General features: G+C 35.6%; 12 protein-coding genes and 2 pseudogenes. 3 read left to right on the top strand and 11 right to left on the bottom strand.

The features are described from left to right. Both JM172_RS12195 and JM172_RS12190 read right to left on the bottom strand, forming a co-directional pair. A partial coding sequence (locus tag JM172_RS12195) for an ABC transporter permease (RefSeq protein WP_214482615.1) occupies positions 1-816 on the bottom strand: 816 nt, incomplete at its 3' end. 136 nt (positions 817-952) lie between these two features. Continuing rightward, the gene (locus JM172_RS12190; RefSeq protein WP_214482614.1) at positions 953-2,608 is read right to left on the bottom strand and encodes a peptide ABC transporter substrate-binding protein; all 1,656 of its coding nucleotides are present in this window, start codon (positions 2,606-2,608) and stop codon (positions 953-955) included. A gap of 575 nt (positions 2,609-3,183) precedes the next feature. Here JM172_RS12190 and trpS point away from each other — a divergent pair. The 3 genes and pseudogenes from trpS to JM172_RS25655 form a co-directional block, all read left to right on the top strand. Continuing rightward, on the top strand, positions 3,184-4,176 hold the full coding sequence (trpS, locus tag JM172_RS12185) for a tryptophan--tRNA ligase (RefSeq protein ID WP_214482613.1): 993 nt from the start codon (positions 3,184-3,186) through the stop codon (positions 4,174-4,176). A gap of 226 nt (positions 4,177-4,402) precedes the next feature. Then, positions 4,403-5,521 (top strand): annotated as a pseudogene (locus JM172_RS25660) (HAMP domain-containing protein); the annotation flags it as partial. 372 nt (positions 5,522-5,893) lie between these two features. Beyond that, a pseudogene (locus JM172_RS25655) lies at positions 5,894-6,475 on the top strand (methyl-accepting chemotaxis protein); the annotation flags it as partial. A 105-nt stretch (positions 6,476-6,580) separates the two neighbouring features. Here JM172_RS25655 and opp4C (JM172_RS12175) read toward each other — a convergent pair. The 9 genes from opp4C (JM172_RS12175) to opp4B (JM172_RS12140) all read right to left on the bottom strand — a co-directional run bounded on the left by opp4C (JM172_RS12175) (position 6,581) and on the right by opp4B (JM172_RS12140) (position 16,240). Further along, positions 6,581-7,486, bottom strand: coding sequence for an oligopeptide ABC transporter permease (gene opp4C, locus JM172_RS12175; RefSeq protein WP_214482611.1), 906 nt, complete (start codon positions 7,484-7,486; stop codon positions 6,581-6,583). 13 nt (positions 7,487-7,499) lie between these two features. Then, on the bottom strand, positions 7,500-8,465 hold the full coding sequence (gene opp4B / locus JM172_RS12170; RefSeq protein ID WP_214482610.1) for an oligopeptide ABC transporter permease: 966 nt from the start codon (positions 8,463-8,465) through the stop codon (positions 7,500-7,502). 34 nt (positions 8,466-8,499) lie between these two features. Further along, the gene (gene opp4A, locus JM172_RS12165) at positions 8,500-10,293 is read right to left on the bottom strand and encodes an oligopeptide ABC transporter substrate-binding protein (protein WP_214482609.1); all 1,794 of its coding nucleotides are present in this window, start codon (positions 10,291-10,293) and stop codon (positions 8,500-8,502) included. 195 nt (positions 10,294-10,488) lie between these two features. Next, positions 10,489-11,472, bottom strand: a complete 984-nt coding sequence (locus tag JM172_RS12160) for an ABC transporter ATP-binding protein (RefSeq protein WP_214482608.1) — start codon at positions 11,470-11,472, stop codon at positions 10,489-10,491. A gap of 9 nt (positions 11,473-11,481) precedes the next feature. Beyond that, on the bottom strand, positions 11,482-12,492 hold the full coding sequence (locus JM172_RS12155) for an ABC transporter ATP-binding protein (protein WP_214482607.1): 1,011 nt from the start codon (positions 12,490-12,492) through the stop codon (positions 11,482-11,484). Positions 12,493-13,015: 523 nt separating this feature from the next. Next, positions 13,016-13,765, bottom strand: coding sequence for a YjbA family protein (locus JM172_RS12150; protein ID WP_214482606.1), 750 nt, complete (start codon positions 13,763-13,765; stop codon positions 13,016-13,018). Between the two features lie 147 nt (positions 13,766-13,912). Further along, positions 13,913-14,122, bottom strand: a complete 210-nt coding sequence (locus JM172_RS25650; RefSeq protein WP_250886634.1) for a YuzI family membrane protein — start codon at positions 14,120-14,122, stop codon at positions 13,913-13,915. Between the two features lie 221 nt (positions 14,123-14,343). After that, positions 14,344-15,261, bottom strand: coding sequence for an oligopeptide ABC transporter permease (opp4C, locus tag JM172_RS12145; RefSeq protein ID WP_214482605.1), 918 nt, complete (start codon positions 15,259-15,261; stop codon positions 14,344-14,346). Between the two features lie 13 nt (positions 15,262-15,274). Beyond that, entirely contained in the window at positions 15,275-16,240 is a 966-nt protein-coding gene (opp4B, locus tag JM172_RS12140; RefSeq protein WP_214482604.1) for an oligopeptide ABC transporter permease, read from the bottom strand. Between the last annotated feature and the right edge of the window lie 6 nt (positions 16,241-16,246).

Genomic DNA, 16,246 nt, shown 5'->3' with positions numbered 1-16,246 from the left:
CGTTGTATAATCACGATCTGTAATCGACCGAACGAAGTGGCTACCTAACCCAGGAATACCAAATATACTCTCGATAACGAAGCTACCTGTTAATATCCCAGCAGTTAGTGGACCCATATAAGAAACTACAGGCATTAAAGCATTACGAATCGCATGCTTGACGACGATAACCGTATTCTTTATTCCTTTTGCCTTCGCCGTTCTTATATAATCTGAAGCTAAGACTTCAAGCATGCTTGACCTAGTAAGTCGTGCGATAAATGCCAGCGGTGTCGACGCTAAAGCAATCGCAGGTAAAACATGGTAAGAAAATGATTCAAATCTTGCGACAGGAAATACCCCTAATTTTATCGCAAACACATATTGTAGGACCGATGCCATGATAAAGCTTGGTACAGATATCCCTAATACCGCTAAAATCATTACAGAATAGTCTTGCCATTTATTATGCCTGAGAGCTGAAATAACACCGAATAGTACACCAAAAGCAAGTGCTAGAAAGATAGCCTCCAGTCCTAGTATTAACGACACAGGGAATCCTGAATTAATAAAGTCATTGACAGATTGACCTTTATATTTAAATGATGGGCCGAAGTCCCAGCTAGCGACTGAAACTAAATAATCAAAATATTGAACATACAATGGTTGATCAAGCCCATAATATTCATTTAATTTTTGCTGGATCTCCGGTGGTGGTGGCTTTTCCGAAGTAAATGGACCTCCAGGTGCTGCCTGCATGAGAAAGAAAGTAACCGTAACAATTAACACAAGTGCTATTAACATAAAGCCTAAACGCTTTACTATATATTTAAACAAGGGTTTACACCTCCACAATATTCTGACAAAACCCTAATCGTAAAGAATGGTATACGGAGAAATTCTCCATATACCATTACTTATTAATGCTATAAAACAGCTAATGATGTACATTTAATCATTTTAAAAAATATTATTATTCTACGAAATAAGCCCATTTATATTGTGCATCACCTAAGCCGGATACTACAACATCTTTTAAATTATCTTTTTTCACGTACTTATTTGTGTAGTAATAAATTGGCATTGCAGGCATTTCTTCCATGAAGATTTCTTCAGCTTGTTTTAACAGATCTTTACGTTTTTCTGGATCAGTTTCCGTATTGGATTCATTTAACAAGTTTTTATACTCTTCATTTTCCCAACGAGTGTCGTTGTTGCCACCAATTTCTTTGTAGATTTCTAAGAAGTTCATTGCATCGTTGAAATCACCTAACCATCCAAGACGAGCGATTTGGAAATCACCAGCATCCATTGCATCAAGGTGAACTGCAAACTCTTGGTTTAACAATTCAACTTCTATGCCCAGATTTTTCTTCCACATATCTTGAATAGCTTGAGCAATCTTTGCATGTGCTTCAAGAGTGTTATATGAAAGTGTTATTGAAGGTAAATCATCAACACTTGCAAAACCTTCTTCAGCTAACCCTTCCTCTAAAAGCTGTTTAGCTGTCTCAATATCAGCATCTTTAAAGTAACCTTGATCTTCAGCTTCAGGGAAGATTGTCGGTGGTATAATTCCCAATGCTGGAATTTCTCCACCTTGAGAAATATTATCTACTATCGCTTTACGATCAATTGCATACGCGAAAGCTTTACGGATTTTTGCATTATTAAATGGTGCTTCTGATGTATTAAACTTGTACCAATAAACACCAGCAATTGGATTGATTGATAAATCACCTTGTTCCTTAAGGGTTGGCAGTGCTTCTGTTGGTAAATTACCTGTTGGGTTACCAGCCCAATCTAATTCGTCATTATCAAACATCGTTAATTCAGTATTTGCATCATTAATCATTACTATTTCAATTGTTTCAAGCTTAACATTATCCGCATCCCAATAATGTTCGTTCTTTTCTAAAATGATCTTATCGTTATGTTCCCAAGTAGTCATTTTGAAAGGACCGTTTGATGTATAGTCGTCTCCAGCATCTAAAGCCCAATCAGCGTTAGCTTCTGAGATTTTGCTATTTACTGGATAGTAAGTATAAAATGCTGTTAATTCTAAGAAATAAGGTGTTGGATTTTCTAATTGAACTTCAAGTGTCTTATCATCAATTGCTTTGACACCCACTTCATCAATAGACACTTCACCTTTTGAAGCTGCTTCAGCATTTTTCACATAATATAATTGATATGCATAGTTTGCTTCGCCTGAATTAAGGACCCATTTCCATGCATATTCAAAATCATTAGCCGTTACAGGATCTCCATTTGACCATTTAGCGCCATCACGTAGAGTAAATGTATAAGTAAGTCCATCATCCGAAACTTCTATGTTTTCAGCCATAGCTTCTTCAGGGCTACCTTCTTTACCAATACGAGTCAATCCTTCAAACGTCTGTAGCAATACTGCTGAAGAAGTCGTATCTTCTGCTAAACCTGGATTTAAAGTACTAGGCTCAGAATTATTATTAATTCTTAAAGTTTGGTCTTCTGCTAAAGCAGCTTCACCAGTAGTACCATTATCTTCTTCTTTAGCAGGTTCTTCTTCTGCTGCACCACATGCAGCTACGAACACGCTCAAAGCAAGAATCAATGTTAGAAGTAATGACTTTTTTGTCTTCTTCATGTTGTGTTTCTCTCCTTTTCATTCATTTTTCATGTTGAGTAGTTTTAAAACCACAGAATTTATTATACAATTTTTCTTCTTGCTATGCATAAATTTTGATACGATAATGATTGATATCCCTGATGCATTTACCATTTGACACGAATAAATAGTTCTATATACCTATAACACAGTTGCGCCTATATTGTTTATTTTTGTTTTTATTACAAAAATAAACCATTGAAATGTTTCCCTATTTGTCTTCTCCTTTCTAAATATGTATTTTTCTCACATTAAATTGAATAAAAAAGTTCATCATTCTTTTACTGCAATAAGTTTTTTACTTACTCGGATTTACAGTCTTTAGTATGCTAATTTTCTTTGTTTTTATAATATAAAGTTTGCATTTACTATTTTTTTTTTATATAATTTTGCAATACTTATAATAATGTTAAAATGCTGGTTTTTCGTGCTTTAAACTAAAGATGATTAAATGATCAAACATCTTGCTTTTTTTCACTACATAATTCGTTTTGTCATCTTGACATATTCCATTGTTCATTTTTTAGGAACTTAAATATAAGGAGTAAAATGATATGAAAACAATTTTTTCCGGCATACAGCCGAGCGGATCCATCACAATAGGAAATTACATTGGAGCAATGAAACAATTTGTAGAATTGCAGCATGAGTATCAATGTTATTTCTGTATTGTGGACTTACACGCAATTACTGTACCACAGGACAGATTACAATTAAGAAACAATACTCGAAGCTTAGCAGCTCTTTATTTAGCTGTAGGCATAGATCCTCAAAAGTCCACACTGTTCATACAATCGGAAGTACCTGCACATGCTGAAGGAGGATGGATGCTCCAATGTATTGCTCATATTGGTGAGCTAGAGCGTATGACACAGTATAAAGATAAATCATCAAATCGTAATGATGGAGTTTCTGCTGGCTTACTAACGTATCCACCTCTTATGGCTGCTGATATATTATTGTATAATACTGATCTCGTTCCTGTTGGGGAGGACCAGAAACAGCATATTGAATTAACACGTGATTTAGCTGAACGCTTTAATAAAAAATATAATGACATCTTCACCATCCCTGAAGTTCGCATATCTAAACATGGGGCTCGTGTCATGTCACTTGTAGATCCTACAAAAAAAATGAGTAAATCTGACCCAAATTCAAAATCATTTATTACATTACTTGATGATGCAAAAACAATTGAGAAAAAAATAAAAAGTGCAGTAACTGATTCAGACGGGATCGTAAAATTTGATAAAGAACAAAAACCAGGGGTTTCAAATTTACTTACGATTTATTCCGCACTAACCGATCAACCAATTTCCTCAATTGAGCAACAATATGAAGGAAAAGGTTATGGAGTATTTAAATCTGAACTAGCTGATATCGTCAAACAGTCACTAATACCGATACAAGAAAAATATTATCATTTAATGGAATCTAGTAAATTGGACGACATATTAAATGAAGGCGCTGAAAAAGCAAATTATACAGCAAATAAAATGCTAAGAAAAATGAAAAATGCGATGGGGTTAGGTCGAAAGATAAGATAGATTAACAGATCTTTCTTTACCTCCACTCAACAAAAAGTGTGACGTATTAAGAATCTAACGTCGCACTTTTTGTTTGCAAAAAACTAAACGATTAATCCACTTCTATTCACCTTCCACACATAAGTAATTTTTCGATATCAATAGTTCCCTTTTCATAAATAATGGTATAATTGCTATAATTGATTATTTTAAGGGGGATTTTTGTGTGCGAAAAAATAAGAACACGATGAAAATAGCAAAAAAAAAGCCAAATCGTACAAAAACAAAGATAAATATACACGGAATTGGCATTAAAATAAATTTGCTATTTTTAGTGTCTATGATTACTACTGGTTTATTACTTATATTAATTATTACACCGTACGTCACAAAAAAAATGGAAGAAAATATACAAACTCAATCTATGATGGTTGCTGAAACTCAGTTACAATCATTACAGGGCTACGTTAATACAACCGTTGAAGAAATAACACTCATGTCAGAAATGCTAAAAAACGAAACTGATCAAAATATTAGTAAAGGTTATTCTAGAATGCGTTCTTCAAATTCTAAATTTTTAGATATTTACCATATTAACGATCGTGGAAATGAAGAGTTGAGACAAGGGTATTCCATCTCACCTTCAGATCGAAGCAATGATGAAGCATATCAGAATGCTATGCAAGCAGGTCTTTTTGTTGGCAAGGTTAAAGAAAGCAACTATACATTGGGACCTGTATTTACATTAGAAGTGTCTAAAGTAGTAACAGATTTAGTAAAAAAACCGATAGGTGTTATTGGTACATACATAGATATCCGTACTGCTTGGAGGGAACTTAGAGGAACTGCATCCAATACAGACCAAAACATGTTTCTCGTGTCATCTGAAGGGTTTGGAGTTGCCTCAGATGAACAATCTCAACTAGAAACCAATGATCAGGAATTGATGTCATTTCTTGACCACGAAGGTGTAAGTGATATGGTTGTAAAAGTAGAAGGGAACGAGTTTGCGGAAGATGCTTCCCTATTAAGTGGGGTCGGGGTGTTTAAAGATGAAAATGGTGATGAGCAAGTAACTTCTTATGTATATGATCATGAGCTTGGAATTGCCGTCTTTGTAGATACGCCTGTGTCAATCGCTTTTGGAGCAGTAACAGAAATACGAAATGTTATAATTCTTATCATCGTTATATCACAAATTGTGATTACATTTACTGCGTTTATCTTTTCAAATCGACTTGTAAAGCCATTGAAGAAATTGATGAACGTAGCTCAGCGTATTGCAAAAGGTGACTTAACGAATACGACAAACATCACGCGTAAAGATGAGATCGGTCAATTGGCCAAGTCATTTGATGATATGATTATTAGTTTAAATGGTATAGTTAGAAATACTAAAGAAGCCTCAAACGTAACTCTTAATACATCAGAACAATTGAGACAGACAGCTAACGAAGTCGCTATCTCATCTGAACAAATTACAGCAGCCATCGATGAAATTGCACAAGGATCAGAGTATCAGGCTGCCATTAGTCAAGAAACTGACGACAAAATAGATCAGTTTATGGAGATTGCTACTCAAATAGATAAGCAAAGAAATGAGGTTGTTACTACAGCCGAAGAAACTCAAGATACGATTGTTGATAATCAAACGATTTTGGAGGATGTCATCACTGGTGTTCAAGCATTGGCTAATGCGACAGATCAATCTTCTACTGAAGTAAGAATACTAGAAGATAGGACAAATCAAATTCGTACAATTCTTGAAACTTCAAGAGATATAGCTGATCAAACAAATTTATTAGCGTTAAACGCGAGCATTGAAGCAGCACGAGCTGGTGAGCATGGTAAAGGCTTTGCAGTTGTTGCTGATGAAGTCCGAAAGCTTGCAGAAGAAAGTAGAAATGCCTCTAACAAAGTAGAAGAGATTATTTCAAGTGTGCTTGATTCCATATCGAATGTGAATAAAACAATGATACAAAGTATTGAACAAGCGCAAAAAGAAACTGAGGCAGCCGCAAAAGCAAAAACGGCTTTACTACAAATAAATGCATCGATGGATAAAGTTGTACTTACGATCAATTCTATGAATGATTTATTAGGAGAACAAAAAACAAGTGTCACTTCAATTCAAGACCATTCAAAGCAATCTTCATCTTATGCGATGGAAACAACTTCAAGTACGGAGGAAGTTGCAGCTTCAGCTACAGAAACAGCAGCTAATATGGCCACTGTTAGTGAACAAATTGAGAATTTATTGTCAATGTCACAAGAACTAAATAAATCTGTTGAACGATTTAAAGTAAAGCAAGACAACTAGAAGAATTAACGCATTCATGTGTCTTGTATAGCTCAAAAATAGTCAGTCCCGATTCCCTAAATTCATATATAGGACAAGGGACTGACTATTTTTAAGTTCTCCTTCTTATCGAGCTGATTTTGGGTTAAAGGCATCTTTTAAGCCCTCTCCTATAAAATTAATAGATAAAATAGTTAACGTTAATATTGTTGCAGGAGGCACCCAAATCCATTGCTTGTTTTGAAGTGTATCCGTTTCTCTAGCAACTGACAACATATTTCCCCAACTTGGGACGGTTTGTGGAACTCCAAAGCCAAGAAAGCTTAAGCCTGTCTCGGCAACGATCATACTTGCAAATAAGAGCGATGCTTGAACAATAATTGTTGATCCTACATTCGGGAGCAAATGCCTTATAATAACTTTAATTGGTGAACACCCGATTGATTGTGCTGCTAAAATATACTCATTTTCTTTTTCAGCAAGTATTTTACTCCGTACTATTCTTGCAACGCCTCCCCATGCTAGTACACTAATAATACCAATCAATACCCAAACACCATTTACTTTCCCTATAAAAATAGAATTTACTACAATTACGAATACTAAAAAAGGAAAATTTAAAATAAAGTCAGTAAATCTCATTAAAGCTCCATCAACAAAACCTCCGAAATACCCTGCAATCGACCCAATAATGGTTCCTAGCAATATGATCAAGAATGTACACGACATACCAATCACTAACGATATTCTACCACCATAAAGCAAGCGAGTGAAAACGTCGCGCCCGCTTTTATCAGTTCCAAACCAATGATCTGTTGAAGGGGCAAGTCCCATCTCCCCTACATTCACTCTTGTAATATCAGCAGTCGTTACATACGGTGCTAAAAACGATATGATACATATGAAAACAAGAAAAACAGCGCTGATCATGGCAAGTTTATTCTTTAAGAATTTACGACGAGCAATGGCCCAAGGGGATTGATTCTTTCTTGCTTTTTTCACCTTGGTTGTTTGATCTGTTTCTACTTCCATACAACCATTCCTCCTACTCTACTCTAATTCGAGGATCGACTATACCGTATAAAATATCTGCTATTAAGTTACCTATTAACGTTAATAGTGACAACATCATTACGATCGCCATCACAACTGCATAATCTCTACTATTTATAGATCCTATGAATAAATTACCTATACCTGGATAAGAAAAAATTGTTTCTGTAATAATCGCACCACCTACAAGTGCTGCAAAATCAAACCCTAAAAAGGTAACAAGCGGAATGATTGAATTTCTTAAAATATGTTTATTATAAATTGTTGATTCTTTCGTCCCCTTCGCTCTAGCTGTTCGAACAAAATCTTTACGACTACTTTCGATAATATCATTACGTAAAAACTGCGTATACGACGCCGTACTAAATGCTCCTAGTACGATTGCGGGTAATAAGACATGATGTAATCTACTTTGCCAATATGCTAGTGTACCTTCTTCTAGACCGATCGTGACTGAACCATGTGAAGGAAACCAACCGAGTTCAAATGCAAAGAAATATATTGAGACGATAGCAGCAACAAATGAAGGAATTGCTAAAACTAAATAGTTAAAGCCACCTATCGTATGGTCAGCAATTGTATAAGGCTTTCTCCCCGCATAACTTCCCATAAAAAAAGCGAGAATATAAGTAATTAATAAAGAAGTAACGCCTAGCAAAATTGTATTAGGTAAACGCTCAAAAATGACTTGTTCTGCTGGAATTTTATATTTTGTAGATTTTCCAAAATCACCTTGAACAAAGTTTGTTATCCAACGCTGATACTGAACAGGAATTGGATCATTGTATCCTAGTTTTTCTCTCATTTCCTCAATATACTCTGGATTAGTATTTGACGGATCTATTTCTCCACCAAGTGGATCCCCTGGCATGAGCATTGCCAGGGAAAACACTACAAAGGAGATAAGGAGTAACATCGGTATCATGCCAAGTAATCTTCTTAGTATGAATTTAATCATCATCATTCTCCTTATCTAGCATTATCGAAAATTGTTACTCTGAAATATACCAAAGGTGAACATCATTTTGTGCACCTACTGAGTTAATATGTGTCCCTTGAAGCCTATTATTCACTGCCCATAGGTCATACAACTCCATAATTGGTAACACTGGCACTTCTTCATTAAAGAATTGCTGCCATTCTTTATAGATTTCCATGCGTTTTTCCGTATCAGTACCTACAATTTCCATATCTAATGCATCGTCTAACAGTCGGTCATTTTCAGCATCTACCCAACGAGTGTAATTGAACTTAGCATCCGATCCCCATAATGGTGATGGATCTGGGTCTGTCCCGGTATACCAACCACCATAGAAGACTTCAAGCTCTCGGTCATCATTTTCAAGCATGTCATAATATAAATTGACTTCAATTAAACCACCAGTCGCAAACTGAGCATCAAGCCCAATGTCTTGCCAATATTGAAGGATTGCTTGTGCACGTGCTTCATAAGTCGGATTACTCGTAGCATAATGTCCAAACTTAACGGTGAATTTTTCACCAGCAGGATTATCTCTCAATCCATCACCATCAACGTCAACATAACCTGCTTCATCTAGTAACTCCATTGCTTTTTCAGGACTATATTCAAATTGATTCGTTAGTATGTCATTTTCAGCAGCAATCCAGTGCACAGAAGGAACGGGTCTATTAACTGGTTGTGCTAAGCCACTGAAAAATGCATCAACCCAAGCTTGACGGTCAATTGCGTACAACATCGCTTGCCGTAGTTTTTTATCCTGATATTTCTCAATATTCATGACGTTTTTATCGCCATCCCACTCTCCCATTTTGAAGCCAATATAGTAATATGATAATCCTGGTATTTCTAATAGATCGATGTTATTTAATGCTTCAACTTCGCCTAAATTTGAAGGGTGAACACCCATCATATCTACTTCGCCATTCTCAAGTAAGCCTTTCGTTAACGAGCTGTCTATCACTTTAACTACAACCCCATCTAAATATGGCCTTCCTTGATAATAGTCATCAAAGCGCTCCATCTCAACATATTCGCCAGGAACAATTTTCTTTACTTTAAATGGACCTAATCCAACTGGATTTTGACGAACCTGAGGTGATCCAGACATATCTTTCACTTCGATTCCTGCAAATTCTGTTCTATTCATTGGATATGTCCACAAATTCTCTAAATTATTGACTCGAGCCTTATCAAATGTAATTTCAATTGTATAATCGTCAATGACATTTAAGCCACTTATATTGTCAGCTTCTCCAGCGCGAAATTCTTGCGCACCTACGATATCACTTACATTCACAAAACGAACTCCGTCATAGTCTGGATGTGCGATCGTTTCCAATGAAAATACCCAATCGTGAACAGTCAATTCATCTCCGTTATGCCATTTTACCCCTTGTTGGAATGTGAAAGTGTAGTTAATGTTGTCGTCTGTTGTCCAGTCAGCTATACCTGGAACGTATTGGAGATTATCGTCAACACCAATTAAATTTTCATCAAAAAAAGATAAAATATCACCGTCAACAGACCCATCATAAAAAGCAAAGTTAAATAAACCATCAAATTCTGATTCTACAGCGTACGTTGCCACTCCACCTTCAGTAGGCCCCTCTTCTACCACTTCTTCTTCATTTTCTTCTGTCACTTCTTCTTCATTTTCTTCTGTCACTTCTTCTTCATTTTCTTCTGTCACAGGATCCTGACTATCTCCACTTGTTGATTCACCATCATCACCTCCGTTACACGCAGCTAGGAAAAATGAAAGTACTAATAGCAATGACATAACAGTTAACTTATGTTTTTTCACAAAAACACCCCCGAGTTATAATTTTTCCCCTAAATTCACGTTGCTTAACTTGGCTGTTTTCTTATGAGATATTGCTTTAATACAGAAAGATAGCTACATATATCGAATGGTTGATGTCATCTTGCCATCTCTAAAATAGTTGTATATTCTTATCCTCATCTAGCTAATAAATAGTGAAAAAAACGAAAAGAGCCTTTAATATAAATGACAAGCAACTGAATGTCCTTGTTTCACCTCCTTTAAAGACGGCTTCACTTGTTCGCACTCCGGCTTTGCGTGTTCACAACGAGGGTGAAATGGACAGCCTGTTGGAGGATTTGCCGGACTAGGGACATCTCCATGTAAAATAATACGCTCTTTCTTTGCCATAGGGTCTGGTTGTGGAATTGCTGATATAAGTGCTTGTGTATATGGATGTAGCGGCATTGAGTATAAACTATGATTTTCACCGATTTCTACTATTCTACCTAAATACATTACTCCAATCCGGTCACTCATATGTTTCACTACACTTAAATCATGTGCAATAAATAAATAAGTTAAGTTGAAAGCACTTTGTAGTTCTTTAAGTAAATTAAGGACTTGTGATTGCACAGATACATCTAGCGCAGATACAGGCTCATCAGCTATGATAAATTTTGGCTTTAATGCTAGCGCCCTTGCGATGCCAATACGCTGCCTCTGACCACCAGAAAACTCATGGGGATATTTGAAATAACAGTCCCTAGGTAAGCCGACTTTTTCTAGCAGATTCATAACCTCATCTTTTAAATCTCTTTTAGTGATTTTAGAATAATTTCGTATAGGCTCAGAAATGATATCACCAATCATTTGTTTCGGATTTAATGACGCATATGGATCCTGAAAGATCATTTGAAAATTACGTCTTAATTTTTGTAATGAACTTCCTCCAACTTTAGTAATATCTTGTTCTTCAAATACAATACTTCCATCTGTTGGCGCTATCAACCTTAGTAACGTTCGGCCAGTTGTAGACTTCCCACAGCCTGATTCTCCAACGAGGCCAAATGTTTCACCTCTTTTGATAGCAAATGATACATCGTCAACTGCTTTTACTTGCCCAACAGTTCTACGAAAAAATCCTCCTTTTATTGGGTAATATGTTTTTAAGTTCTTAATTTCAACTAGAGAGTTTTCATAATCCATTGCTCTTAACATGTCTTACCCTCACTTCTTTAATTGACTAGTTTCATATAGTAAACACGAAACAAAATGTGATTGATCAGTTTCTTCTAACTGTGGAGCTACAACTTTGCATTGTTCTTTCACTTCTTGACAACGGTTCGCAAACCTACATCCGACATCAGGCATACGAGTAATAGAAGGAACGATCCCTTCAATAGAACCTAATTTCTCAACTACGGTATCCATTTTAGGGATGGATTCCAATAGAGCTTTTGTATATGGATGCTGTGGTTTACTAAATAACGTCTCAACGTCCGCAGATTCTACAATCTTTCCGGCATACATTACAAGTACTTCATCACACATTTCAGCAACAACACCCAAATCATGAGTAATTAATATAATTGACATATCATTTACTTCTTGAATATCCTTAAGCAATTCTAAAATTTGTGCTTGCACAGTAACATCCAAAGCCGTCGTAGGTTCATCTGCAATGAGAAGTTTTGGTTGGCATGCAATTGCCATCGCAATCATGACCCTTTGTCTCATTCCTCCTGACAATTGATGGGGATATTCATCAACCACCTTTTCCGGTCTAGAAATTCCAACGCTTTTCAAGAGGGCAATGCTTTTATCTCTTGCCATCTTCTTAGAAATCTTCAAATGATTTAACAGAACTTCCTGTACCTGGGACCCTATCGTAAAGACTGGATTTAGGGCTGTCATCGGTTCTTGAAATATCATAGTTATGTCTTTTCCTCGAATACTATTTAGCTCCTTGTCACCCATCTTCTCTATATGTTTTCCCTCAAAAGTAATCTCACCGTTAATTTTCCCGATACCCTTCGGTAACAGTGACATAATAGATAATGACATAACACTTTTTCCACAGCCTGATTCTCCAACAATACCCACAATTTGCTTTGGCTTCACAGTAAATGACACTTGATCCACAGCATTATAGTATTCTCCATCTACTTGAAAAGCTGTCTCTAAATTTCTTACTTCTAATAGTGGTGATACCGATCTTGAATGAGAATTTATACCCATAGTACACCTCAATTTTTTTGACTCTTTTCGGTATTTTGTGGGGTTCTTCTTATTAACTACAACAACTAGACTAAAATTTCCGATTGAATAATAGCTATAAACTCTAGTTGTATAACTGTTGATTCCAAGTTCGAAAATAGTCATTTTTTATGTGAAATTTCATAATTTTCAATTCACATTCAATATATTACAAGCATTACAAATACATTACAAAATTTAGTTATTTATCAAAAATTTGTGAGCTTTATAAAAGTAGAGAAGGTATATTCCCCCCAATCCCAATATCCTATTCTTTATTACCCATTGTTACATCTATTTTTCGATACAAAAATCTAGGCTCTTTTCGTAAACTTTGATAATATTATTATCGAACTAATATGAATAATGTGATTTACATTGTTAGTCATCGTGGTACAGAAAAAAGTTGCCACGAACTTTAGTTGTGTACATGTTTATTTCAATTACAAAAAATAATGTGAGAAAAGCAAAAAAAAAGTAATCGGATCATAGCCCGATTACTTTGTTAATTTACTTTTGACTCTTGTTCTAGCTCCCACAATTTTTCAAAAAATGGTTGTCCTTTTATTAAGTTTTCACATAAGAGCTCATGTTTACTACTCCAGCCCGTTTTTGCTTCCTCATATAAACTGTACCAAGCTTCTTTAAAAGTCATTTGTTGTATATTTTCATAATGTTGTGGTTTCCATTCAGTATACCAATATCTTATTTGTGCAGCATTTTTCGTTTGATATAGCTGATCTAAGGCCATAAACAATAGCTGTTTAAGTTGTCTTTCTTTTCTCGTTAGTCCGCTCATCAGCTCCGGTTCAAGCGAAAGAATATGGTATTCCTTTTCCTCATTATGATGAAGTTCTATCGCATATGTGTCTTGTTCTTTATCTTGGACCATTTCATATACCAATTGCTCTTGCCTTGGTATAAGCCTGCTTTTTCTTATAGGTATATGATATCCTATTGTATCAATCGCAATAATCCCTGACCCATCTGTTACAACAAAACAATACTCTAATTGTTTCCGTTCATGATTTTTCCGAATGAATGCTTTCTTATGTACATCTTCTAGCAGCTGTGCAGGTAATTCCATTAAATCATTTTCAATATAAGCATAGAGTAATGGATCAACCTTAATCAATGGAACTTGATCTAATAACTCCACACTATCGTCACTTCTCCATTCGTGAAAGTGACATACATTATATCCGTTCTCTTCACCTTCAAACCAGTTTACCCAAACATCATGAAGATACAACATACTTTTACCCCTCACTTCACTACTGTTTGTCAACAGTATAGGCAGAGTACTATAAATTTATTCCATTATTTGAAACTAATCGATGCTGTTTTTCTGCTTATACATATTTTAGAAAGTAAAAGTGACCATTATCTGTTAACATAATTACTATTCTTCATTATCAAATTGTAAATAAATGCTAAGCCAAATAATACAGATTCCTATTACTAATAAATAACTTTCTACCCTTTTGCTAATAAATATGACATAGTCAATAACTCCTACACCGAGTGTGAGCAAATTCAAGTAAGCTATAATACTAATTCCCCCGGCAACACAAAGACCAAATCCTACAAGAAACAAAAACAGGCGGTACATAATTTAGCTCACACTCCTCTTATTGTTATTAACACCAAAATTATTGCCAATTGATATATATATATATATATAGTGAAAAGGTACATTTCTGTCGAATATAGCAAATAACTGTAAACGGATTAATACTTGTCCTATGGAACTTATTCATATATATGAAACGAGAATAAAAAAAAGTAGTCAAAAAAAAAATCCATCACTATTAAAGTGATAGATTTTTTTAATTATCGGCTAGATTTCGGATTAAATGCATCCTTCAAGCCTTCACCCACAAAATTAATTGAAAGAATCGTTAAAGCAATTGCTAAGCCTGGTGGAAGCCATATCCACCATTTATATTGTAAAACATCTGGGCTACGTGCTTCTTGAAGCATGTTACCCCAGCTCGGAGTTGTCATAGGAACACCAAAACCAAGGAAACTTAGGCCAGTTTCAACAACTATCATTACCGCCAATAAGAGTGTTGCTTGTACGATAATAATAGACATGATATTTGGAAATAAGTGCTTTCTAATAACTTTCGCTGGTGAACAACCAATTGATATTGCACTAAGAATATACTCATTTTCCTTTTCAGCTAATACTCGTCCTCGGACTATACGAGCCATACCTGTCCAGCTTAATAAACTAATAACAAAAATGAGAACAGCAATACCTGATTCAATAAAAATCGCTTTCAATACGATTACAAACGGTAAGAACGGAAATATTAGAACAAAATCCGTAAATCTCATAAGTACTGAATCAACCTTACCTCCGAAAAATCCAGAGGTAGCACCAATAATTGTACCGACAATAGTAAGGATTAGCGTAATTGAAAACGCGAGTAATAATGATGTCTTTCCTCCGTGAAGAACACGGTCAAATACTTCTCTCCCAGCTTTGTCAGTACCGAACCAATGCTCAGATGATGGTTCCTGACTAAGTTGACTTGTGTTGATAATATTCGTTTCTTCCATCGGTACCGTTAACGGTTCAGCTAACATACTTACAGTAGTAATAAATATCAAAAATACTAAGCTAATCATAGCTGGCTTATTACGTAAAAATTTTCGTCGAGCTATTGCCCACGGTGATTGATTTTTGGGACGTTTTGTTTGTGGTATAACAGAGTTTGCTTGATTTGACACTGATGGTTCCATCTTTTTCACCTCACTAACCTAAACGGATTCTCGGATCAACTATCCCATAAAGTAAATCCGCTAATAAATTACCAATTAACGCCATCATTGACAGTAGCATCGTGATTGCCATTAAAACTGAATAGTCTCGGCTATTCATCGACTCAAAAAACAAGTTACCAATGCCTGGATATGTGAAAATTGATTCAACAATGATTGCCCCACTTAATAAAGATGCGATATCAAAACCTAATAATGTTACGATCGGTATAAGAGAGTTGCGTAATATATGCTTATTATAAATAGTACTCTCTTTTGTACCTTTCGCTCTCGCTGTACGAACGTAATCTTTACGTGAGCTTTCGATAATATCATTTCGTAAAAATTGCGTATAACTAGCTGTAGACATTGCACCTAATACTAAAGCAGGTAAAATCGTATGCTTTAATTTACTCATATAATATTCCAGAGTCCCAGCTTCTACACCAGCACCGATACTACCAGTTGCCGGTACCCAGCCTAATTTAATAGCAAACACGTAAATAGCAACTAATGCCGCAACAAAACTTGGAATCGCTAAGGCAATATAATTATAGGTTGAGATAAAATAATCTCCTTTTTTATAAGGATATCTTCCTGCATGTCTCCCCATCAAAAATGACAAAACATAAGCAATTAGAAGTGCAGATATTGCGAGTAAGAGTGTGTTTGGAAAGCGAGAAAATACTAGCTCAGATACATCACGTTTATGAACAAATGAATCTCCGAAATCTCCTTGTAGAACGCCACTTATCCAACGAAAATATTGCTCGTGAATTGGGTCATTTAAACCCATTTTTTCACGCATCTCTGCAATATATTCAGGATCAGAATTGAGCGGATCAACTTTACCCGAAAGGGCATCCCCTGGCATTAGCTTAGCCAGGGTAAATACCACTACGGAGATAAGGAAAAGTAACGGAATCATTCCTAATAGTCTACGAATCGTATATTGTAGCATGTCGGA

It is taken from the genome of Bacillus sp. SM2101, from assembly GCF_018588585.1.
GTDB classification, from domain to species: Bacteria; Bacillota; Bacilli; order Bacillales; family SM2101; genus Nanhaiella; species Nanhaiella sioensis.
Note: the sequence above shows the minus strand (reverse complement) of the source record. Positions and strands in the feature narration are given on the sequence as shown.